Below are 22,295 nucleotides of genomic sequence, written 5' to 3' on the forward strand. Positions count from 1 at the left end.
TGTGATCACCGGCATTGTAAAGCGCGCCGGTCTGAGGATAGATCCCCGCGTTCCCTCACGAAAGCAATCTCCCATGCGTCTCGCCTCTCTCGCCCTCCTTCCCTTCGCCGCATTAATGACGGGCGGAGCTGCGCCTGAACCCGTGCGCCGGCCCTTCGATGGTGCATGGATGAGCTGCGAAACCTATCAGGGCGCACGCATCTGTTCTTACACGCTGATGATGCAGACCGGCACGCGCGTTTGTGGCGTCCAGCGCGATTTTGCGACCAACGCGGATTATACGCAGCGTTTTGTCGCGACAGCGGAAGGAAAGAGCGCAAGCATCGACCGCATCTGCGGCGATCCGGGCTCCGAAACTGATACCTGGTGCGCCGGGCAAGCGCCGGCGGGTGCCGAGAAAGTCGGCTGGGGAAGCTCGAACCGGACTCTTCATGCCTGCGGCGCCCGCCTCTATGGCGCCGACAGCAACCAGCCTTTTTCGTGCGCCGATGCACGCCCCGCCGCCGGAATGCCCAAAGTCCGCAGCCTCGGTGGCGAAGGCCCGGAGGCCGACGACAAGGCGTGGATAGCGGCGTGCGCGCGCGGTGAGGACTAGGCCTTCGCTTCCCGCGCCAGCGTGCCGACCACGCCCCACGCGATCAGCGCCTGCCCCCCGAAATAGAGCGGCCACACGAGCCAAAGCGTGACATCCTTCGACAGGATCGCGCCCTCGCCCGCAAAGATGAACAGGTCGCTCGCAAGGAACAGCATCGCGCCGATGCCGGTGCGATAGCGGGGGAAGCGGCTGGTCCATGCCGCGGCCGCCATCGCCGCGACGAACAGCGAATAGACTGCCGCGTGCCACCAGCCGGGAGCAGGGCTCAGCATGCCCCAGACGATCGCCAGCGTCGCCGGCATCGTCAGCCAGCCGAGCAGGCGTTGCGAGGGTGTCATCTGAGGCCGCCTGTTCATCAGGTACAGCGTAATCGCGATCAGATGCCCCACCGCGAAGGCCGCGGCTCCGGTAACAAGCCCTTTCGCGTCGAGCAGCCAGTCACCGAGCGCGCCGAAAGCGAGTACCGCCGCGATCATCCAGCCGTCACGTCCGCGCGCATTCGCTGCGGCCCACAGCGCCAGCAATCCGACACCGCTCGTCTTCCATGCCCAGATCGCCGGACCGTCGAGCCGCAGATAGACAGCACCGAAAAAGCTGATCCCGCCGGCGAGTGCCAGCAGCCACAACCAGCGCGCCCGATCCCACCCTTGTTCGCCACTCATCGCCCGCCCCTTTGCATCTTGCTTTCAATGGGCCTAGTGCGCGGCTCCACAAGTGCAAGTCAACGGATAGCGTAAATGAGCCACGACATTCACATCATCGGCGGCGGCCTCGCGGGGTCCGAAGCCGCATGGCAACTCGCCGAGGCGGGCTATCGCGTGCGCCTCTCCGAAATGCGCGGCGGCGGCGACATGACCCCGGCGCATCAGGGCGACACGCTTGCGGAGATGGTCTGCTCGAACAGCTTTCGCAGCGATGATGGTGACAGCAATGCTGTCGGCTTACTCCACCGCGAGATGCGCACCCTGGGCTCGATCATCATGCGTGAGGCCGACGTGCACAAGGTCCCCGCCGGTTCCGCGCTCGCGGTCGACCGCGACCTTTTTTCGGGCGGCGTGACGAAAGCGCTGGCCGACCATCCAAACATCACCATCGTCCGCGAACGCGTCGACTCGCTTCCGTCCGAAGGCCTGACGATCGTCGCGACCGGTCCGCTCACCGCGGCGAGCCTTGCCTCCAGCATCGGCGACGCGACGGGCAAGGACGCCCTCGCCTTTTTCGACGCCATCGCCCCCATCGTCTATCGCGACAGCATCGACATGGACATCGCGTGGATGGCAAGCCGCTGGGACAAGGTCGGGCCGATCGGCGACGGCAAGGATTATATCAACTGTCCGATGGACAAGGACCAGTATCACGCTTTCGTCCAGGGGCTGGTCGACGGCGACAAGACCGAGTTCAAGGATTGGGAGAAGGACACGCCCTATTTCGAGGGCTGCATGCCGATCGAGGTTATGGCCGAGCGCGGCCCCGAAACGCTGCGCTTTGGTCCGATGAAGGGCGTCGGCCTCGACAATCCGCGCACCGGGCGCTGGCCCTATGCGGTCGTCCAACTGCGGCAGGACAATGCGCTCGGCACGCTGTGGAACATGGTCGGGTTCCAGACCAAGCTGAAACATGCGGCCCAGGTCGAACTATTCCGTACGATCCCGGGGCTCGAAAAGGCGGAATTCGCACGTCTTGGCGGGCTTCATCGCAACAGCTTCATCCGCTCGCCCGAACTGCTCGACCAGCAGCTTCGTCTGAAATCGGCGCCGCATATCCGCTTTGCCGGGCAGATCACCGGCTGTGAAGGCTATGTCGAGAGCGCCGCGATCGGCCTCGTCGCCGCGCGCTTCGCCGCCGCCGAGCTTGGCGGCCGCACACTGCCCCCGCCGCCGCCCGAGACTGCGCTCGGCGCGCTGCTTGGCCATATCACCGGCGGCGCAGATGCGGCCTCCTATCAGCCGATGAACGTCAATTTCGGTCTTTTCCCGCCGCTCGCCGAGGATGTCCGAAAGAAGGACCGCAAGCTTGGCTATACGCAGCGGGCGGGAACCGCGCTGGCAGAATGGATCAGGCAAGCCGAAGGCGTCGCCGCCTGACCTGATGCGATCGCCTAACAGCTACACTTGGGCTTTGCCGCCTGTTTTGGTGCTGTCGTCGCAAACTCGGCGCGCGTGAGGTCGCCCGACTTGTCGCCATCGGCCCCAGCGAAACGCTGCCCCGTTGCCGCGGCCCATTCCTCGAACGTCAGCAGATTATTTCCGTCCTTGTCGAGCTTGCGGAAAGCCGCGGTGCGCGACGACATCAGTTCGACGCGGCTGATCCTCTCGTTGCGGTCCCGGTCGAAGCGGTTGAAGCGCCGTTCCTCGCGCGACGCCTCCTTGGCCGCGGGCAGTGCCGGCGGTGCGGGCCCGCGTTTGGGCGCCCCGGCCGCGGCAACGGGGACCGCCGGCAAGGCTGGCGGTGGATCGGGCAGCACCTCTTCGTCGGCGATCTGCGTATAGCCCTTCCACATGAAAAGCCCGCCGGTCAGCAACAGCGCACTCGCCACGCCGCCAATCAGAAAACGGGAAACTGCCATCCGCCCCTCCGCGTGGTTGATGCGACCTGCTACCACGGCGATCTGAACGGCGACAGCGAACGGCGCCACAATGGCGACGATTTTTAATCGACCAGACTGTTCAAAGTTCAGTCAATCATTGCTATATCCGATCAATGCACAATTACCTGCCCTCGCTGAAACAGATGCAATATCTCGTGGCGCTGCACGAACACGGCCATTTCGGCCGCGCCGCCGATGCGTGCAACGTCACCCAATCGACGCTGTCGGCGGGAATTCGCGAACTCGAAACCCTGCTCGGCCAGACGCTGGTCGAGCGCACGCGCCGCGTCGTGCGCTTTACGATGCTCGGCAATGCAATCGTCGAAAAAGCACATCGCGTGCTGCGCGAGGCGGAGGAGCTTGCCGATATGGCCGCCGCCGCCGCCGCACCGCTTGTCGGCGAACTGCGCATGAGCGTGATCCCGACGATCGCCCCCTTCCTCCTCCCCGGCCTCCTCCCGCGGCTGCGCAAGGAACGCCCCTCGCTCAAGCTGTTCCTTCGCGAGGAACCGAGCGCGCAGGCTTGCGAATCGCTCCATCACGGTACCGTCGACTGCGTCCTCCTCGCGCTCCCCTATGCATGCGGTGATGTCGAGAGCGAGCCGTTGTTCGACGACGCGCTATTCGTCGCCTTTCCCGGCGACCAGTCGGAGGATCTCCCCGCGATGGTCAGCGCGGACCAGATCGACCCGTCGCAGATGCTGATGCTCGAGGACGGGCATTGCCTGAAGGATCATGTCCTCGCGGCGTGCAACCGCCCCGAACTGCGCGCCGGCGCGCGGATGATGGGAACGTCGCTCCACACGCTGGTGCAGATGGTCGACAACGGCCTTGGCATCACAATGCTTCCTCAAATGGCCATTGAGGCGGGCATACTCGATCACACCGACATCGACACGCGCCCGCTCGATTCGGACCATGATTGGCGCACGATCGCGCTGGTGTGGCGAAAGGGCAGTCCGCGGGCCGAAGAATTCCGGATGCTCGCGGATATCTTCCGCAAGCATAGGGGGGATTGATCACCGAAGATTAGTCACCCCGGACTTGATCCGGGGTCCCACTTGAAGCCGAAGTCGGTGGGTGCGTCAAAAAAGCGGGATCCCCGGTCAAGCCCGGGCTCGACGGCCTAACCCCAGCGCCCCGCGCGATCATGATCCCCTTCGCGCGGTTCGACCCACTGAACCCGCCCGTCGGCAAAGGTTTCGCGTTTCCACAGCATGACATCGGTCTTCAGCCGGTCGATCAGAAATTCGCACGCAGCGAGCGCTTCGGTCCGGTGCGGGCTACTTGTCAGGACAAGGACGATCGTCTCGCCGGGCGTCATCGCGCCGACGCGGTGGATCAGGGTCAGCGCTGAAAGACGCCAACGATCCGAAGCCGCATGTGCAAGGTCCGCAAGCCCCGACGCGGTCATGACGGGATGATGCTCCAGGAAAAGCTCGGTCAGGTCGCCGTCACCGCGCACTCGCCCGATGAAGCTGGCGCTCGCCCCATGCCCGCCCGCATCGTGAAGATCGAATTCGGCGACGATGTCGATCGCTGCCGGCTGGATCGCGACGCGGATCATCCGCCCGTTACCGGTGGGAAAAGCGCGACTTCGCGCGCGCCAGCAAGCGGCGCTTCAGGGCCCATCATCACACCGTCGATCGCCGCGCGAATGCGTCCCGGCTCTTCGAAAGTCGTTTTCCCGCGTGCGTCGCGCGCGGCGAGCCATGCCATGAGCGTACCGATATCGGTAACGCTCGCCGGGAGCTCGACCGCCTCGTCGGGTACTCCCATCCGTTCGCGGACCCAGGAAAAATAGGCGATTTTCAGCATCACCCCACGCTCAATCCATATGCTTCAGACCGACACGCAGATAATCCCATCCGGTAATCAGCGTCAGCAGCGCCGCCCCCCAAAGCGAGATGAGCCCGACGGTCTTTATCCAGACCATCGCGGGCAATGCCCCCGCAAGGATCAGCGCGCCGAAAGCGACAAGCTGAAAGGTCGTTTTCCACTTGGCGAGCTGCGTCACGGGCATCGACACCTGCAGCGTCGCCAGAAATTCGCGAAGACCCGACACGATGATCTCGCGCAGCAAGATCATCAGCGCTGCGATGACATGATAGCCGGTGATGTCGCGCGTAAAGACGAGCAGCAATATGACCGCGGCGATCATGATCTTGTCGGCGATCGGATCGAGAAACGCACCGAGCCGCGACACTATCCCGCGTGAGCGTGCAACATAGCCGTCAAAATAATCTGTAATGCCCATCAGGCAATAGAGGCCGAAAGCGAGCGCATAGTCGATCGGTTTGGGCTGAGCCGACCCTTCGACCACTCCCGGCCACAACAGGAAAAGCAGAATGGGCACCGCAAGGATGCGCGACAATGTCAGGATGTTCGGTAGGCTCAGCATGATCCCTGTCGGCGTGTCCGTTCGAAAATGGGGCCCAAAATCGGCTTTGACCCGGCAAGCCCTAACCGATAAGTCGCCCGTGCGACAACAATATTGCCTCCGGAAAAATCGGACGGCATCGGCGTGGTCGGGATGTCGGGTGATAAAAGTGGATTTTCAATGACCGGTTCTTTTGCGCTGATGAAGCAACGCCGGTTCCTGCCCCTTTTCGCGACGCAGTTTCTCAACGCCTTCAACGACAATTTCTACAAGATGGCGATGGTGATCCTCGTCACCTTTACCATCTACAAGGATCCGGCGACCGAGGCATGGTTCAACGCCCTCGCGGGCGGTCTTTTCATTTTGCCTTTCTTCCTTTTTTCGGCGCTTGCGGGGCAACTTGCCGACAGCACCGACAAGACGCGGATGATCCGCCTGATCAAGACCGCCGAGATTTTCATCATGATTATTGGCGCGATCGGAATCTGGTTCCACCTCGTGCCGGTCATGCTCCTCGCGCTGTTCGCGATGGGAATGCATTCGACCTTCTTCGGCCCGATCAAATATGCGATTCTGCCGCAGCATCTGGAGGAGGACGAGGTTCTTGCCGGGACTGGCTGGGTCGAGGCGGGAACCTATATCGCGATCCTCGGCGGTACGATCGTCGGCGGGCTGACTCCTCCGCATTTCGCCATACCCGGGATCATCGTCGTCGCCGTGATCGGCCGCCTGACCGCGAACTATGTCCCCGCCGCACCTCCCGAAAAGGACGCCGAGGGGCTGGTCATCGATCATAATGTGTTTCGATCGTCCTGGCAGTTGGTCAACGGCACGATGCATATCCCGCGGCTTTTCCTCGCGATCATTTCGATCAGCTTCTTTTGGGCGATCGGCGCAATTCTCGCCGCACAATTTCCACCGCTGGTCAAAAATGCGCTGGGCGCCGACAAGACCGTCGCAACGCTGTTCACCGCCATCTTCTCGGTCGGCGTCGCGATCGGATCGATCGTCGTCAACCGCTTGCTGAAAGGCCATGTTTCGGCGCGTTATTCGCCGGGATCGGTGATCGTCATGGGGCTGTTCGTGCTCGACCTGTGGTGGAATGTGCGGGGATGGGAGCATATCGGTACCGGCCTGATGGGCTGGCGCGAATTCTTGTCGCTGACCGCTGGCGACCGCATCATCCTCGACCTGCTCGGCATCGCAATCGCGGGCGGCATGTTCGTCGTGCCGCTTTACGCTTTCCTGACGACGACCGTCCCCAAATCGCAGACGGCGCGTACCGTCGCCGCGAACAATATCGTCAATTCGGGTTTCATGGTCGCCGCGACGCTGCTCCTTAGCGTGCTGATCGGCCTCGGCCTGACCATCGACGACACTTTGCTGATGGTCGCCGCCATGTGCGTCGGCTCGGCAGCGCTGGCCTGGCGCCTGCACAAGGCGTGCGACTAAGGCTCCCTCGGCCGGTTTGGGATGGGGAGCGGGCGTTAGCTTCAGTCGATGATCGGCGGTTGGTCGATTACCGCGTGGTGAGCCCAACAGTGGAGTGGTATCCGTTCCAGCACACATGCTTCCGCAAGCTCTGAGATCTGATTCTTACCAAACCAGTAAGAGACATTTCCGTCCGTTCTCACTTCCTTGTAGATTGGGACGATCATCACTTCATCGAATAACGCCTCAATCTCGGCTTGGTGAGCAGGCTTGATGCGAACCCGCGCTCCAATCGCCCGCTCCGAGGGCTTCCTATCCGTCGATCCGCGCATTTCTGAACGCTACCGCCTTGATTGCATGTCCGCAATCGGTCGTTACCCGAACTTCGTCATCCCGGGCTTGACCCGGGATCTCGCTTTTCTTGCGCATCGACCGGCCCCCACATCCTCGTCACCCCGGATCAAGTCCGGGGTGACGAGGATGTGGAGGGCAGCAACCGGTCGCAATCGGCCGTCCAAACTCCGCGCTATCTCCTTGCCTTTCCCGCCCCGCATTGCTTCGATCCCAGGCGATGACACTCAAACCGACTCACTTGGACGAAACGGGCGCCGCGCACATGGTCGATGTCGGCGCAAAATCCGCAACGCAGCGCCGCGCAGTCGCCGGCGGGCGCATCGCAATGTCTGCCGCGGCGCTCGAAGCGATCCGCAGCGGCAATGCTCCGAAAGGCGATGTGCTCTCGACCGCGCGGATCGCCGGGATCATGGCCGCGAAACGCACCGCCGACCTGATCCCGCTTTGCCACCCACTCGCGCTGACCAAGGTCGGCGTCGATTTTACGTGGGAAGACAGTGGTATCGCAGTCATAGCTGTCGCTCAAACGAACGGCCCGACGGGGGTCGAGATGGAGGCGCTAACCGCCGCCTCGGTCGCGCTACTCACGCTCTACGACATGGCAAAGGCGCTCGACCGCGCGATGGTCCTCGGCGATATCCGCCTGCTCGAAAAGAGCGGGGGCCGCTCGGGCGACTGGCGCGCCGAATGAGCGCGCTGCTTCCCGTCGAGGAAGCGCAGGCCCGGCTGCTCGCGTTGCGCGCACCGCTTGGCGATGAAAATATCGCCTTTTCCGAGTCGCTTGGTCGCTATCTTTCGCGTGATGTGACGGCCCAGCGCGATCAGCCCGCCGCAGCGCTATCGGCGATGGACGGCTATGCGATCAGGTTCGGCGACCTTCCGGGTCCGTGGGCCGTCATCGGGGAAACCGCCGCGGGCGCTGCGCCCGACCAGGCGGTCGGGCCCGGCGAAGCGATGCGGATATTCACCGGCGCGATGGTTCCTGCCGGCGCCGACACGGTGATCGTTCAGGAAGATGTCGCGCGTGAAGGCGATACTCTGCGGCTGACCGGTGACGGCCCCGGCACGCGCGGGCGCCATATCCGGTCGCAAGCCGCCGATTTCGCAGCCGGCGACTGCCTGCTCCCCGCAGGTACCCGCCTGACCCCCGGCGCGATCGCTGCTGCGGCAATGAGCGGCGCGAGCGAACTCGCGGTGGGCCGGCGCGCGCGGGTCGCGATCCTCACCACCGGCGACGAACTCGTCCAGCCCGGACGCCCGTTGACACCAGGGCAGATCCCCGACAGCAACGGCGTGATGCTCGCGGCGATGCTGGCGGGCGAGGTCGAGGATATGGTTCTTCCGCATCACGTCCGCGACGACCGCGACACCCTTGCGAAGATTCTCAAGGAGTTGGCGCGACGTCACGACGTCATCGTGACCGTCGGCGGTGCGTCGGTTGGCGATCACGACCATGTACGCGGCGCGCTGGACGATGCCGGCGGGCAGCTCGATTTCTGGAAGATCGCGATGCGTCCCGGCAAGCCGCTGATCGCCGGAACGCTCGGCGACGCAATCCTGCTCGGCCTGCCGGGCAACCCCTCGTCGGCCTTCGTCACGGCTACGCTGTTCCTCTTGCCTCTCGTCCGCCACCTTGCGGGCGCGGGCGCGCCTCTGCCGCCTGTCCATCGGGCGCCGTTAGCCGCTCCCCTCGCCGAAGGCGGTACGCGCCGCGACTATCTTCGCGCGCGACTCGAAAGCGGTCGCCTGACGCCAATGATCGGGCAGGAGAGCGGCCGCACCCTGCCCCTTGCCTCGGCGAACGCGCTGCTGATCCGCGATATCGGCGCGCCCCCACGCAATGTGGGCGACATCGCGGATTATCTTGTCATCGCTTGACAAGTTCCGCTTTGTTCCACTATCGTTCTCAATATGTCCGGAATTGGCATCATGGAGAACGACCGATGTTGACCGCGAAGCAGCATGAACTGCTCCACTTCATCCAGGAACGCCTCGATTCGAGCGGCATCTCGCCCTCGTTCGAGGAGATGAAGGAGGCGCTGGGCCTCAAATCGAAATCGGGTATACATCGACTGATAAGCGCCTTGGAAGAAAGGGGATTTCTCCGCCGTCTTCCAAATCGCGCCCGCGCTCTCGAAGTGCTCAAGGTGCCCGAAGCCGCGAAACCTGTCGTGCGTAACGATCGCGACAATATCGTCCCGCTCCGCAAGCCAGCCCCGGCGCTCAAGCCGATCGCTGCGAACGACGTTATCGAGATCCCGCTCCACGGCAAGATTGCTGCAGGCGTCCCGATCGAGGCGTTCGAGGATCACAACAACCTTGCCGTTCCCGCCGCGCTGCTCGGCTCGGGCGAACATTATGCACTCGAAGTATCGGGCGACTCGATGGTCGAAGCGGGGATTTTCGACGGCGACTATGCGCTGATCCAGAAAGCGAGCACCGCGCGCGAAGGTGACATCGTCGTTGCGCTCGTCGACGGGCAGGATGCGACGCTCAAATATTTCCGCCGTGAGGGGCAGATGATCCGTCTCGACCCGGCGAACGCGGCCTATGAACCGCAGCGCTATCCCGCCGAACGCGTCATCGTTCAGGGCCGCCTGTCGGGACTGCTTCGTCGTTACCACTAAGCTGCTGCGGCAGCCGCCAGGGATGGCCGTCGCCCGCCTTAAGCGTGGCGACGGCTTCGGGTACCTTGCCGAGGTAGATTGCAAGGCCGCCGCTGGTAGCGAGACTGTCGCGATCGATTGTCATCCAGCGCCCGGCGCACTCGCGCGGTAACCAGCGGTCACTGATAACGATATCGGCCGCGGCGCAGGCATCGGCCATATCTGCACCCTCGATCCGGTCGCGCCCGCGCGAGGCGAGAATGACATGACGCGCGGCCCCCTGCCCCTGGCTCCAGCGGCAGAAATCGCGATTGCATTCGACATGATCGAGGTCGGCCAGGCTCGCGAGCGGCATATCGGTCCCTGCGGCTTCCGCCATCGTGTCGCGAATATAGTCGCCCGACCGGTCGCGCAGCAGCGCATAGCTGCCATCGGGCAGCGCCGCGGCAATATGGCGGCCGTCGCCGGTGACGAGCAGATCGGGGCGCGGCTGAAAGAGCAATGTCGCCGCGCCGATCGCGAGCGGAACGAAGCCTGCCCGGCGCCAGCCCGTTTGCCAGAGCAAAACCCACAGCCCGCCAAAGACCGCGAGCGCGAAACCCCAGGGCGGAAAGCTTGGCAAGGTAGCGACGGCCCCGGGTGCATCGCTGACAACATACGCGAGCCCGAGCAGAAGGCGCAGCGCCTGCTCAGTCACCCACCACAAGGGCGCGCCAAGCCCGATGCAATCGAACAGCAGCGCAAGCGCCTCGAACGGCATGATGACAAAGGTCGTGAGCGGAATAGCCACCACATTGGCCATGGCCCCATAAACCCCCGCCTTATGGAAATGAAACAACGCAATCGGCGCCAGCGCGACTTCGACGACCAGTCCGGTGACCAAGAGCCCCGCGACAGCGCGCAAGGTTCGAAAAGGCCACGGTTCATCGCGGCGTGCCAGAAATGCGCGCATCGGGCGGCTTTCATGCAGCGCAATGATCGCGGTGATAGCCGCGAAGCTCAGTTGAAAGCTTGGACCCGCAAGCGATTCGGGGCGCCAGACCAGCACGATCAGCGCGCCCGCCGCAACCAGTCGCAGCGTCAGCGCTTCGCGTCCCATCAGGAACGCCACGAGCACGAGCAAGGCGGCGATGAACGACCGCAGCGTCGGCACCTCCGCCCCTGCGAGCAATGTATAGCCGCCGCCGGCCAGCGCCCCGGCAGCAGCGGCGAGGGGCAGGACATAGCCGGCGAGCGCCAGCCGCCGGCTCAACGCAAACAGGCGCAGGGTCAGGAACATCGCAAATCCGACGACCGCGGTCACATGCAGCCCGCTGATCGACAGGAGATGCGCCAACCCGCTGCGCCGCATCGCCTCCTCATCCGCCTCGCTGATCGCGCCGCGGTCGCCCGTTACCAGCGCGGCGGCAATGCCGCCGGACGAACCCTCGATCTGATCGTGTATATGCGCACTGAGCCGCGTACGCAGCGGCGGCATAGTCGGCCCGGACGCCGACGTCCGAGAGATGTCGCCGAGCACAGTCCCAACGGCCCCGATCCTGTCGAACCACGCGCGCTGCGCGAAATCATAGCCCCCGGGAAGGCTGGCCGTAGGCGGCGGCATCAATCGCGCTCGGACGCCGATCATTTCACCGTCGGTGAGGCTCACCGCCTGCTCGCTACCTAGCGTCAATCGCACCCGCGGCGGCAGGTCGCTGCGCTTCTGCGGCAATGCGAGAATACGGATCTGCCCTTTGGCCGGCAGCGGCTCGGCCCGCTCGACGATCGCGGAAAATTCAGTCATCACGGGCGCCGCGAGCACCGGCGCCGCGACCCAGACGGCGCGCGTCCAGATCAACAACATGCCCACCGCCATCACGCCGCATCCAACCACGACCATCCGCCCGAACCGGCTATCCCAGCCGATCAGGAGGCCCGCGCACAAACCACCCGCAAGCGACAAGAGGAACCCGATCCATTGTGCTTCGCCGGGTAAGGCGAACCAGGCTGCAATGCCGGCGCCCATCGCGACCGGCAGCCAGAGCCCGATCCGTTCGCGTTCGACTTCGAGCCGTGCCTCCAGCGCGTTGCCGGTCCGGTGCCAGATTGTTGCCCAACGAGCAGCAATGGGCGTTTGAAGCAGCCTTGTCGCCATGCTAGGGGCTCCCCCGATCCCCGCCCGGAAGGCGGCAAATTGAGTGAAAGAGGCCGGAGTGGCAACCGAAAACCAGACCAAAGTGGAAGCAACGCCCCCCGAAGCGACGGGAGCGGATGTCGTTACGCGCTTTGCACCATCGCCGACCGGCTATCTGCACATCGGCGGCGCCCGTACTGCCTTGTTCAACTGGCTGTTTGCCCGCCATCACGGCGGTAAATTCCTGCTCCGCATCGAGGACACCGACCGCGCACGCTCGACCGATGCCGCGATCGACGCGATTCTCGACGGGATGCAATGGCTCGATCTGGACTGGGATGGCGAGACCGTGTTCCAGTTCGCGCGTGCGCCGCGCCACGCCGAAGTCGCGAACGAACTGCTCGCAAAGGGCGAAGCCTATCGCTGCTACCTGACTCAGGACGAACTCGCGTCGATGCGCGCCGAGGCGCAGGAAAAGCGGCTTCCCTTCCGCGTCCGCAGCCCCTGGCGCGACCGTGATGATGGCGACCCATCGGTTCCGCATGTGATCCGGCTGCGTGCTCCGCAGGAGGGCGCGGTGACCATCGCCGACAAGGTTCAGGGCGAAGTCACCGTCCAGAATGCCGAACTCGACGATTTCGTCCTGCTGCGCAGCGACGGCACACCGACCTATATGCTGAGCGTCGTCGTCGACGACAACGACATGGGCGTGACGCACGTCATCCGCGGCGACGACCATCTCAACAACGCGTTCCGCCAACTTGCGCTCATCCGCTCGATGGGCTGGCGTGAGCCCGTTTATGCGCATGTCCCGCTGATCCACGGCGCCGACGGAGCGAAACTGTCGAAACGCCACGGTGCGCTTGGTGTCGATGCCTATCGCGACGAGATGGGCTATCTGCCCGAAGCGGTGAACAATTATCTGCTTCGCCTCGGCTGGGGACATGGCGACGACGAGATCATAAGCCGCGAACAGGCGACCGAGTGGTTCGACCTCGACCATGTCGGCCGTTCACCGTCGCGTTTCGATTTCAAAAAGCTCGAAAATCTCAACGGTCACTATCTGCGCGAAGCCGATGATGCCCGGCTCGCCGAACTGATTGCACCGCGGGTGGAGAAGCTTGTCGGGCGCGCTCTCGACGGCGCCGATCGCGACTTGTTGACGCGTGCGATGGAGTCGCTGAAACCGCGCGCCAAGACGCTCGACGAAATCGCCGATGGCGCAATTTTCCTGTTCCAGCCCGATCCGTTGCCGGTGGACGAAAAGGCCGCCGAGGTGCTAAAGGCCGCGCCCGAAGGCCTGCTCGCTGCCGTCACGGAGCGACTTCGTGGGCTAAACGATTGGACGACAGAAGAGCTGGATGCCGCCGTGCGCGCCGAAGCCGAAGCCGCCGAACTGGGGCTCGGAAAATTGGCGCAACCCCTACGTGCTGCACTAACCGGCCGAACCGTTTCCCCGGGAATTTTCGACGTGCTGCTGTTGCTCGGACGCGATGTGAGTCTGGCGCGACTTGACGCAGCGCAACATTATCCGGCAGGGGCGTAGCCACTCTCTCTCCCCGCCGTCAGTACAGGGAACAAAATATGACCGACACCGCAAAAATCACGCTGGGCGACAAGACTGTCGACAGCCCTGTCCTGTCGGGCACCGTTGGCCCGGACGTCGTCGACATCCGCAAATTCTATGCGCAGACCGGTGCTTTCACCTATGATCCGGGCTTCACCTCGACCGCGAGCTGCGAATCGCAGATCACCTACATCGACGGCGACGAAGGCGTCCTGCTGCACCGCGGCTATGCGATCGGCGACCTCGCCGAACATTCGAGCTTCATGGAAACCTGCTACCTGCTGCTGAACGGTGAACTGCCGAACGCGCAGGAACTGGCCGATTTCGACAATACGATCACACGCCACACGATGCTGCACGAACAGCTCGCGACCTTCTATCGCGGTTTCCGCCGCGACGCGCACCCGATGGCGGTCATGTGCGGCGTGGTCGGGGCACTCAGCGCCTTCTATCACGACTCGACTGAGATTCACGATCCGCACCAGCGGATGATCGCGAGCCACCGCCTGATCGCGAAAATGCCGACGATCGCCGCGATGGCGTATAAATATTCGGTCGGCCAGCCGTTCGTCTATCCCGACAACAAGCTGAGCTACACTGGCAACTTCCTGCGCATGACCTTCGGCGTTCCCGCCGAGGAATATGAGGTCGTTCCTGCCGTCGAGCGCGCGCTCGACCGCATTTTCATCCTCCATGCCGATCACGAGCAGAATGCGTCGACCTCGACGGTCCGCCTCGCCGGTTCGTCGGGCGCCAATCCCTTCGCGTGCATCGCAGCGGGCATCGCCTGCCTGTGGGGGCCCGCGCACGGCGGCGCGAACGAAGCGGCGCTCAACATGCTGCGCGAAATTGGACGTCCGGAGCGCATTCCCGAATATATCGCGCGCGCAAAGGACAAGGACGATCCGTTCCGCCTGATGGGCTTCGGTCACCGCGTTTACAAAAATTACGACCCGCGCGCGACGGTGATGCAAAAAACCGTGCGCGAAGTGTTCGACGCGCTGAAGGTCAACGATCCGGTCTTCGAAGTCGCTCTTCAGCTCGAGGAAATGGCGCTCAACGATCCCTATTTCGTCGAGAAGAAGCTTTTCCCGAACGTCGATTTCTATTCGGGCGTGATCCTGTCGGCGATCGGCTTCCCGACGACGATGTTCACCGCGCTCTTCGCCCTGGCCCGCACCGTCGGTTGGGTCGCGCAGTGGAACGAAATGATCTCGGACCCCGCGCAGAAGATCGGCCGCCCGCGCCAGCTCTACACCGGCCCGACGCATCGTCCGTTCGTTCCGGTCGACAAGCGCTAAACGCTTCTACCGAAAATAGGAAAAGGGGCCGTTCCGCGGCCCCTTTTTTTTGCGCAGAGGCCGTTAACGACCGATAGCTGACTTCTCAATATCGTCACCCCGGACTTGATCCGGGGTGCCGCTTGAAGTCGAAACCGGTCGAGGCGCAAAAAAGCGGGATCCCGGATCAAGTCCGGGATGACTAAAGATAGGGAAGCAGCGGAAACTCCCCACCCCAAACAGACATAGCCTTCAAATAGGCCTTTCCTACATTATCCGGCTGTGCCAGCCCTCATCCGGCTCTTTCATTCGGTGAACAGAATGCGGTCGCTGCCTCGCTTGCGGGTTCAACCATGATCGGACGTGCCGCGCACATCCAGCGCTCCCCGACTTGCAAATGGGGGCGCTCATAGGGCTGAACTTTCCTGAACTTTGGAATATCCAGCCGGGCGATGTCCAAAGAGGGTAACGACAGCTCCCCACCCCGAAACCGACAAAGCAGACTAAGCGACATCCCGCGCCGGCAGGCTCAGCGTAAAACGCGCACCCTGCCCCGGGGCGCTGTCGACGGTCAGGTCACCGTCCATCGCACGCGCGAGTCGGCGTGCGATGTAGAGGCCAAGGCCCGAACCGCCGCTGTCGGTACGCCCCAGCCGTTCGAACTTTTCGAACACCACCGCCTGCTGGTCCGCGTCGATCCCCTGCCCCTGATCGGCGACAGTGACCATCGCGCGGTCGTCTTCGCGGTCGACGCGGATCCAGATTTGCGAACTTTCAGGCGAATAGCGGATCGCATTGCCGAGCAGGTTGAGCAGCACCTGCAGCACCCGGCGGAATTCACCCGTGGCGGGCGCGCGATCGTCGGTACGCGGTGCGTCGATGCGAATGCCCTTTTCCTCGGCTTTCATGCCAAGCAAGCCGACGGCACGGCGCGCCAGATCGCCAAGATCGATTTCGTCGCGTGCCGCCTTGAAGCCAGGGCGTTCGATATTCTGCAGATCGGCGAGGTCGTCGACGAGGCCGAGCAGATGTCGTCCGGCATGCGCGATATCGCCCGCGTAACGTGCATAATCGGCACGAATGGGGCCGTCGAACTGTCCCGAAATCGTCTCAGCCGTCGCGATAATGCGGCTGAGCGGCCCGCGCAGCGCGCCGTCGATGCGGCGACCGAATTGGGGATCGGACAGCGGAAGCGATCCGAACGCGGGGTCGACGAGTGTTCCGGCAGCTTTGGGCTCTACGATAGCTTCGCCTTCGGCCACCGCGGCAAGCCCACGGAATCCGGTGAAACGTCCAGTGGCATCGAACTGGGCTTCGCCCGACAGGTTCATCGCCATTCCCGCCGCGTGCACGCGCTGGCTTTCGAAGCGAGATTGCCGCGCCAACCCTCGCAGCACGGGAAAGCGCCCGTCCTCGTCAGGCTGTAGTTCGAACAACTCGGAGAGCGAGCGGCCCTCCCAGCCGTCGGGGATGGCGGGTGCATCCGAGCCGGCACGCAATGCGACCAAGCGCAGTTGCGGATCGCATTCCCATGTCCAACTTTGCGGCACGGCGGCGCCGTCGGCGATCGCCGGCACCTGTGGCAGCGTCACGGGACGCGTGCGCCAGTCGCTGATCTCCAGGCTCGCGCCGTCGGCATCGGGCACGATGCGAACGAGCGCGTGGATGTCACTGTGATCGTCGGCGGCGTAAAGAGGCCGGCTGATGTCGCGGTGAAGCCGTTGCGCCAGCGCGACGAGCCGCGCGAGATGTGGCAGCGCCAGCGGCTTTTCGAGGCCCGAGCCCGCGCGCTGTTGCAGGCGGAGCAGCGGCGTATCGGCGCTGATCAAAGCCCCTGCCCGATCGACTCGCCCGCGGATGATGCGTTCGCTCATCGCGGCGTCGCTCCAGACGCCGAAAACTCCATATGCCCCGCGTCGGCGACCGCGCGCGCGGGCAGCATGGCCAGTGAGGCTTCGAGCGGTGCGATCGCTGCATGGTCGAGGCGCAGGGGCGAGAGCAGCGAAGGCAGCGTCGCGCTCTCCGCCGTCAGCAGCGCCATCGCCATATCGTCATACGTGCGGCGATGCGCCGATGCGGCGAGCGCGATCAGCGTCGGCCAGTTGTGGCGCGCAATTGCCGTCGCCGCCGCGTCAGGCAATGCGGTGCCCAGAATTTCGCAATAGGCCTGCCCGGCCTCCGTCATTCCCGTTTCGGCGGCCTGTCGTTCGGTCGCGATCCGCACCGCTTCGCCCAAGCCTGCGGCGCGCCGCTTGTCGCCGCTCAACTCAGACAGCCGCCAGGCGGCGATATCGAGCAGCAGCGCGCGGAAAATTTCGCGATCGACATCGGCCAGCGCGAGCGCGGGATTGCCCAGCGCGTCGAAGCGGCGGCGGTCGGCGATCTGCAGCGCAAGATAGGCGCGGTCGACATCGGAGAGCGGAGCGCCGACCGCGGGCGCCTCGCCATTCGAAAGATCGGGCTCGGACAGGATCGGAGGTGGGCTCGTCCGCAGCGCCGATTGCTCGCGCCAGCGATGCTCCTCGGCGCGCGCGAAACAGATGCCGGCAAGCCGTGTTGCGCACGGCAATCCGCCACGCAGCCAATCTTCCCACAGACTGCCCGGATCGATTCCGGGATCGAGCCGAGCCGCGACGTCGATCACCAGTCGGCGCGCAATGCCCAGCGAAAGCGCGCGCTGCTCTTCGGTCAACCGTCCGGCAGCGGGCGCCGCCAGATAACCCGCCAACTCGCGCAGACGCGCCGACAGCGTCGGCGACGGCGTGTCGATGCCGGGAGGGGAGACGGATTCATTCATGCGCATCCGCCAATAACAGCATAGCGTTAATAGGCGTTAAACCTTCAAGCGTATAAGTTTTAACGGGTTTCCGGACGCCGCGCGAGCCGTAGCCAGAGCAGAATCTGGAACAGCGCGAGCAGCGGGAGAACTGCGAACATCGGTGGCGCAAAGCCAAAGAGCAAGGCCGGCGCGAGCATTATCCACGCCTGATCGGCATCGGGCAGCAGCCAGTGAAACCGCCGGCGTTCCCCGGAATCCTCGTAAAGCGCGCGAGCGAGCAGGATCGTTGCCGCAAGGCACGGTGCAAGTGCGGCTTCCGAAAACGGCGGCATGCTGTGCCCCTGCCCGCCGAGCGATAGAAGCCAGGGGAACAGCGCGAGCAGTACCCATGCAAAGATGCGGATGATATCGCGCGCACGGTCCTGCGCCGCGCTTTCCGCGCGAAAGGCAGAGAGGAAGCGCATCGCGGCAAGCCCCAGTCCGCCGAAAATGGCGACCAGCGCTCCGGCGGCGGCAAGCCCGCTCGCCGCGAGTAGCGCGACCATCACCCACAGCAGGCCGGTGACCCAAGGCAGATATTTCGCTGTCATCGGCGATTTCACGAGCAACGGCCCTGCCAGCCGGATCAGCGGCATCATAATCGCCGATCGGCCGAGCCCCATGCCGCCATATTCGACCTGCTGCAGGCTCGACTGCTCGATCAGCGCCGCAGTCGGGCGATCGGTGACAATCGCGATCTCCCCCTGTTCGAACAGCGCGGGCTCGCAATAGAGCCGCCGCGCACCCGATTGCACGGCGAGCCGCAGCAGCGTGAGCATCATGTCCCACTCGCCCGGCATCGCTGCAAGCTCGGCGGCCATCGGCTGCGAGATTGATGCGAGCCCGCCCCATCGCCGCGTCGCGTCGATCCGCTCGAATCCCTGCGTCAGCATCGTGTCGCCGGTGACGAGGATCGCGGGCGAGCCGGGTTTGGCGATCGCCGCATAATGGGTGCCCCCGGCGCGGAGGCCGTCGGCGACGAGGATAATCCGATCATCGGCTTCGACCAGCGGCACCAGGTCGCCCGCCGACCGCACCGGTGTCACCTTCACGCCGCGGCGGCGGATACGGTCGCAAGTTGCCACAAGCTCGGCGGGGACCGCGGCGACCGCGACGGCAATATGTGTCACCCCGACGTCCGAAAGGCGCGCCGCCTGCCGCTCGATCAGCGTTTCGCCCGCCACGGTGACGAGCGCGCGAAGCGACCCGTCGGGCAGCGTCTCGCTGGCGCCGACCAGCGCAATCAGCGCCATTGGCGCCGCGGGTTTTCAGCAGCGGTCATCGATGCGCAGCTTTAGGGCCGGTGAAGCGATTGGCAAGCCCCCGAAAATGCGCGCGGCGACGTCACGCCTTCACCCTGTTTTCCGGTACTTTCCAGGTCATTTTCGCGCGCAAAAAATTGCCCGGAAAACTACCGAATCGCTGGCCTTTACCGCCCCCATGGGCTAGGCCCGATCCATCTCCCGATAAGCAGAAAAAAGGCCGGGTCTTGACCGAAGAAAATACGCCTGTTCCGCCGTCCGACGATGGCGTTTCGCCGATCAATATCGTCGACGAAATGAAGACCAGTTACCTCGATTACGCGATGAGCGTGATCGTCAGCCGTGCGCTGCCTGACGTGCGCGACGGCCTGAAACCGGTGCACCGCCGCATCCTCTATGCCGCGCAGGAAGGCGGCTTCGTTCCGGGCCGTCCGTACAAGAAGTCGGCGAAGATCGTCGGCGACGTGATGGGTAACTATCACCCGCACGGCGACAGCGCGATCTACGACGCGCTTGCACGCATGACGCAGGACTGGTCGCTGCGCGTGCCGCTGATCGACGGTCAGGGCAATTTCGGGTCGATGGACCCCGATCCGCCGGCGTCGATGCGTTACACCGAAGCGCGGCTCGCGAAGACCGCGATGGTGCTGCTGAACGACCTCGACAAGGATACGGTCGACTTCCAGCCAAACTACGACGCGAGCCGCGATGAGCCGACGGTGCTCCCGGCGCGCTTCCCGAATCTGCTCGTCAACGGCGCGGGCGGTATCGCGGTCGGCATGGCGACCAACATTCCGCCGCACAACCTTGGCGAAGTGGTCGACGCGACGCTTGCGATGATCGATCGCCAGCTCGAAGGCGGCCCGGCCATCACGCTCGAGGAGTTGATGGCGATCGTCCCCGGCCCCGACTTCCCGACCGGTGCGATGATGCTCGGCCAGGGCGGCGCGCGCAACGCCTATGCCACCGGACGCGGTTCGATCATGATGCGCTCAACGCATATCATCGAAGAAGGCAGGAATGACCGTCAATCGATTGTTTTAACGTCGATTCCGTTTCAGGTTGGCAAATCGGGCCTCGTCGAGAAAATCGCCGAGGCGGCGCGCGACAAGCGCATCGAGGGCGTCGCCGACATCCGCGACGAGTCAAACCGTGAAGGCGTGCGCGTCGTCGTCGAACTGAAGCGCGACGCAACCGCCGAAGTCGTGCTCAACCAACTGTGGCGTCACACGCCCGCGCAATCGAGCTTCCCCGCGAACATGCTCGCAATCCGCAGCGGCCGCCCGGAAATGCTGGGCCTGAAGGACATATTGTCGGCCTTCATCACGTTCCGCGAGGAAGTGATCACGCGGCGCTGCAAATTCGAACTCGCGAAAGCACGCGACCGCGCGCATATCTTGCTCGGCCTCGTCGTCGCGGTCAGCAATCTCGACGAAGTCGTCCGCATCATTCGCGGATCGAACTCGCCCGCGGCGGCGCGCGAAGCTCTGCTCGCACGCGAATGGCCGATCGGTGAAATCGCCCCCTACATCCGCCTCGTCGAGGCGATCGAGGGCGAGATGGAAGAATCCGCGACCTATCGCCTGTCCGAAGTGCAGGTAAAGGCGATCCTCGACCTTCGCCTCCACCGCTTGACTGCGCTCGGCCGTGACGAAATCGGCAAGGAACTCGGTGAGTTGGCGACCGAGATTGAGGAGCTGCTTTCGATCCTCGCCGACCGCGTCAAGCTTTATGGCGTGATGCGTGAGGAACTCGTCGCAGTACGCGAAGAATTTGCCACCCCGCGCAGGACGCTCGTTGCCCCCGCTGCCGACGGCATCGACGACGAGGATCTGATCGAGCGCGAAGAGATGGTCGTCACCGTTACCCTCGACGGCTATATCAAGCGCACTCCGCTCGACACCTTCCGCGCCCAGCGCCGCGGCGGCAAGGGGCGCGCAGGCATGGCCACGAAGGACGAGGATGTCGTCACCGAGTTGTTCGTCACCTCGACGCATACGCCGGTGCTCTTCTTCTCGACCGCAGGCAAGGTATACCGCATGAAAGTGTGGCGCCTGCCCGAGGGCGGGCCCGCGACGCGCGGCCGCCCGATGATCAACCTGCTGCCGCTGGCGCAGGGCGAAACCATCTCGACCGTGCTCCCGCTGCCCGAGGACGAAGGCGAATGGGGCAAGCTGCACGTCATGTTTGCAACTGCAAAGGGCAATGTGCGTCGTAACAGCATGGACGCCTTCACCAACGTACCCTCGAACGGCAAGATCGCCATGAAGTTCGAAGGCGAGGACGAAGACGACCGCCTGATCGGCGTCGCGCTGCTCGACGAAAGCGACGATGTTCTGCTCGCCACGCGCCAGGGCAAGGCGATCCGCTTTGCCGGCGACGACGTGCGCGAATTCCAGAGCCGCAATTCGACCGGCGTGCGCGGGATGAGGCTCGCCGACGGCGACGAGGTCATCTCGCTGTCGATCCTCCATAAGGTCGGCACCACCAGCGACGAACGCGAAGCCTATCTCCGCGCCGCGCCGTGGAAGGACAATGAGAACGAACCGACGCTCGATGGTGAGCGCATGGCCGAACTGGCGTCGCGTGAGGAGTTTATCCTGACCATTTGCGCCAATGGCTACGGCAAGATTTCGTCCGCCTATGAATATCGCCGTACGGGCCGCGGCGGTCAGGGCATCACCAATATCGACAATATTGCGCGCAACGGCCTTGTCGTGGCCAGCTTCCCGGCCACCAAGGAACATCAGTTGATGCTGGTGACCGATCAGGCAAAGCTGATCCGCATGGGGCTCGATTCGATGCGTGTCATCGGCCGCGGTTCGGCGGGCGTGCGCCTGTTCGACGTCGCGAAGGACGAGCATGTCGTTTCAGCCGCGCTGATCGAAGAGAGCGACGAGGAAGAGGTCGAAGGCGTGGATGTCGGCGAAGGCGATGCGCCCGCAGCCGAAACCCCGAGCGAGGCGCCCTCCGAATGACCGCGTCGACGGCCTTCAAGGTGCTGACCCAGCAGCAATGGGTCGATTTCGAGCGCGAACGCGTGTTCCGCGGCGCACCGGTGGATATTGCCGACGGCTATATCCACCTGTCGACCGCGGAGCAGCTCGAAACCACGATTGCCAAATATTTCGCCGGACAGACCGGCCTGATGATCGCCGAGGTGGACCTCGTCTGCCTTGGCGACAAGGTGCGCTGGGAACCGGCGCGCGGCGGCGACCTGTTTCCGCATATCTATGCCGAATTGCCGATGCATGCGGTGGTGGGGCTGCAAAGGCGCGACCAATAACCGCCGCCCCTGCCCA

20 protein-coding genes are annotated in these 22,295 nt (G+C 64.0%); 11 read left to right on the plus strand and 9 right to left on the minus strand.

The genetic code is table 11. The features are described 5' to 3' along the window. Positions 1–73 precede the first annotated feature (73 nt). The gene (locus tag SC1_RS09890) at positions 74–595 is read left to right on the plus strand and encodes a hypothetical protein (RefSeq protein WP_152682357.1); all 522 of its coding nucleotides are present in this window, start codon (positions 74–76) and stop codon (positions 593–595) included. Here SC1_RS09890 and SC1_RS09895 read toward each other — a convergent pair. Next, the gene (locus SC1_RS09895; protein WP_062180793.1) at positions 592–1,257 is read right to left on the minus strand and encodes a lysoplasmalogenase family protein; all 666 of its coding nucleotides are present in this window, start codon (positions 1,255–1,257) and stop codon (positions 592–594) included. The two genes, SC1_RS09890 and SC1_RS09895, sit on opposite strands and share 4 nt — an antisense overlap. Positions 1,258–1,332: 75 nt before the next feature. Here SC1_RS09895 and trmFO point away from each other — a divergent pair, with 75 nt between their 5' ends. Then, positions 1,333–2,679 (plus strand): methylenetetrahydrofolate--tRNA-(uracil(54)-C(5))-methyltransferase (FADH(2)-oxidizing) TrmFO, encoded by a 1,347-nt coding sequence (gene trmFO, locus SC1_RS09900; RefSeq protein WP_062180796.1) that lies wholly within the window; start codon positions 1,333–1,335, stop codon positions 2,677–2,679. Between the two features lie 14 nt (positions 2,680–2,693). On the opposite strand, the gene SC1_RS09905 is transcribed toward trmFO, so the two are convergent. Next, positions 2,694–3,161: a hypothetical protein gene (locus SC1_RS09905; protein ID WP_062183901.1), complete on the minus strand. Its 468-nt coding sequence runs from the start codon at positions 3,159–3,161 to the stop codon at positions 2,694–2,696. Between the two features lie 134 nt (positions 3,162–3,295). Here SC1_RS09905 and SC1_RS09910 point away from each other — a divergent pair, with 134 nt between their 5' ends. Next, on the plus strand, positions 3,296–4,201 hold the full coding sequence (locus SC1_RS09910; RefSeq protein ID WP_062180799.1) for a hydrogen peroxide-inducible genes activator: 906 nt from the start codon (positions 3,296–3,298) through the stop codon (positions 4,199–4,201). A gap of 107 nt (positions 4,202–4,308) precedes the next feature. On the opposite strand, the gene SC1_RS09915 is transcribed toward SC1_RS09910, so the two are convergent. From SC1_RS09915 to pgsA, 3 genes are read right to left on the minus strand one after another with little or no spacing between them, the layout of a single operon-like run. Then, positions 4,309–4,749 carry a molybdenum cofactor biosynthesis protein MoaE gene (locus tag SC1_RS09915; protein ID WP_062180803.1) on the minus strand — a complete coding sequence of 147 codons (441 nt, stop codon included), beginning with the start codon at positions 4,747–4,749 and terminating at the stop codon, positions 4,309–4,311. Then, positions 4,746–5,000, minus strand: coding sequence for a molybdopterin converting factor subunit 1 (gene moaD, locus SC1_RS09920; protein ID WP_202966795.1), 255 nt, complete (start codon positions 4,998–5,000; stop codon positions 4,746–4,748). The genes SC1_RS09915 and moaD overlap by 4 nt, the downstream gene beginning before the upstream one ends. A gap of 10 nt (positions 5,001–5,010) precedes the next feature. Continuing rightward, a complete protein-coding gene (gene pgsA / locus SC1_RS09925) occupies positions 5,011–5,583 on the minus strand; it encodes a CDP-diacylglycerol--glycerol-3-phosphate 3-phosphatidyltransferase (RefSeq protein ID WP_062180806.1) in 573 nt (190 codons plus the stop codon). 159 nt (positions 5,584–5,742) lie between these two features. On the opposite strand from pgsA, the gene SC1_RS09930 reads away from it, so the two are divergent. The 4 genes from SC1_RS09930 to lexA all read left to right on the plus strand — a co-directional run bounded on the left by SC1_RS09930 (position 5,743) and on the right by lexA (position 9,974). Continuing rightward, positions 5,743–7,014 carry an MFS transporter gene (locus tag SC1_RS09930; RefSeq protein WP_062180809.1) on the plus strand — a complete coding sequence of 424 codons (1,272 nt, stop codon included), beginning with the start codon at positions 5,743–5,745 and terminating at the stop codon, positions 7,012–7,014. A 550-nt stretch (positions 7,015–7,564) separates the two neighbouring features. Continuing rightward, on the plus strand, positions 7,565–8,038 hold the full coding sequence (gene moaC / locus SC1_RS09940; protein WP_062180815.1) for a cyclic pyranopterin monophosphate synthase MoaC: 474 nt from the start codon (positions 7,565–7,567) through the stop codon (positions 8,036–8,038). After that, positions 8,035–9,225, plus strand: a complete 1,191-nt coding sequence (gene glp / locus SC1_RS09945) for a gephyrin-like molybdotransferase Glp (protein WP_062180818.1) — start codon at positions 8,035–8,037, stop codon at positions 9,223–9,225. The genes moaC and glp overlap by 4 nt, the downstream gene beginning before the upstream one ends. 65 nt (positions 9,226–9,290) lie before the next feature. Further along, a complete protein-coding gene (lexA, locus tag SC1_RS09950) occupies positions 9,291–9,974 on the plus strand; it encodes a transcriptional repressor LexA (protein WP_062180821.1) in 684 nt (227 codons plus the stop codon). Here the strand turns inward: lexA and SC1_RS09955 are convergent. After that, on the minus strand, positions 9,928–12,087 hold the full coding sequence (locus SC1_RS09955) for a ComEC/Rec2 family competence protein (RefSeq protein WP_062180824.1): 2,160 nt from the start codon (positions 12,085–12,087) through the stop codon (positions 9,928–9,930). The genes lexA and SC1_RS09955 overlap by 47 nt on opposite strands. A gap of 58 nt (positions 12,088–12,145) precedes the next feature. Here SC1_RS09955 and gltX point away from each other — a divergent pair, with 58 nt between their 5' ends. Further along, positions 12,146–13,612: a glutamate--tRNA ligase gene (gltX, locus tag SC1_RS09960; protein ID WP_062180827.1), complete on the plus strand. Its 1,467-nt coding sequence runs from the start codon at positions 12,146–12,148 to the stop codon at positions 13,610–13,612. A 38-nt stretch (positions 13,613–13,650) separates the two neighbouring features. Then, the gene (locus SC1_RS09965; protein WP_062180830.1) at positions 13,651–14,934 is read left to right on the plus strand and encodes a citrate synthase; all 1,284 of its coding nucleotides are present in this window, start codon (positions 13,651–13,653) and stop codon (positions 14,932–14,934) included. Positions 14,935–15,416: 482 nt separating this feature from the next. Here SC1_RS09965 and SC1_RS09970 read toward each other — a convergent pair whose 3' ends face one another. The 3 genes from SC1_RS09970 to SC1_RS09980 are packed head-to-tail and all read right to left on the minus strand — an operon-like array spanning position 15,417 to position 18,984. Then, complete coding sequence (locus SC1_RS09970; protein ID WP_062180833.1) at positions 15,417–16,787, minus strand: sensor histidine kinase KdpD; 1,371 nt, start codon at positions 16,785–16,787, stop codon at positions 15,417–15,419. Further along, positions 16,784–17,710 carry a hypothetical protein gene (locus SC1_RS09975; protein WP_062183908.1) on the minus strand — a complete coding sequence of 309 codons (927 nt, stop codon included), beginning with the start codon at positions 17,708–17,710 and terminating at the stop codon, positions 16,784–16,786. Before SC1_RS09975 ends, SC1_RS09970 begins: the two co-directional genes overlap by 4 nt. 59 nt (positions 17,711–17,769) lie before the next feature. Further along, positions 17,770–18,984, minus strand: coding sequence for a hypothetical protein (locus tag SC1_RS09980; RefSeq protein ID WP_062180835.1), 1,215 nt, complete (start codon positions 18,982–18,984; stop codon positions 17,770–17,772). Positions 18,985–19,289: 305 nt separating this feature from the next. Between SC1_RS09980 and gyrA the strand changes: the two genes are divergently transcribed. Both gyrA and SC1_RS09990 read left to right on the plus strand, forming a co-directional pair. Next, a complete protein-coding gene (gyrA, locus tag SC1_RS09985; protein ID WP_238586724.1) occupies positions 19,290–21,971 on the plus strand; it encodes a DNA gyrase subunit A in 2,682 nt (893 codons plus the stop codon). Beyond that, complete coding sequence (locus SC1_RS09990; RefSeq protein ID WP_062180841.1) at positions 21,968–22,279, plus strand: DUF952 domain-containing protein; 312 nt, start codon at positions 21,968–21,970, stop codon at positions 22,277–22,279. The genes gyrA and SC1_RS09990 overlap by 4 nt, the downstream gene beginning before the upstream one ends. Positions 22,280–22,295 lie beyond the last annotated feature (16 nt).

This window comes from Sphingopyxis sp. C-1 (genome assembly GCF_001047015.1).
Classification (GTDB): domain Bacteria; phylum Pseudomonadota; class Alphaproteobacteria; order Sphingomonadales; family Sphingomonadaceae; genus Sphingopyxis.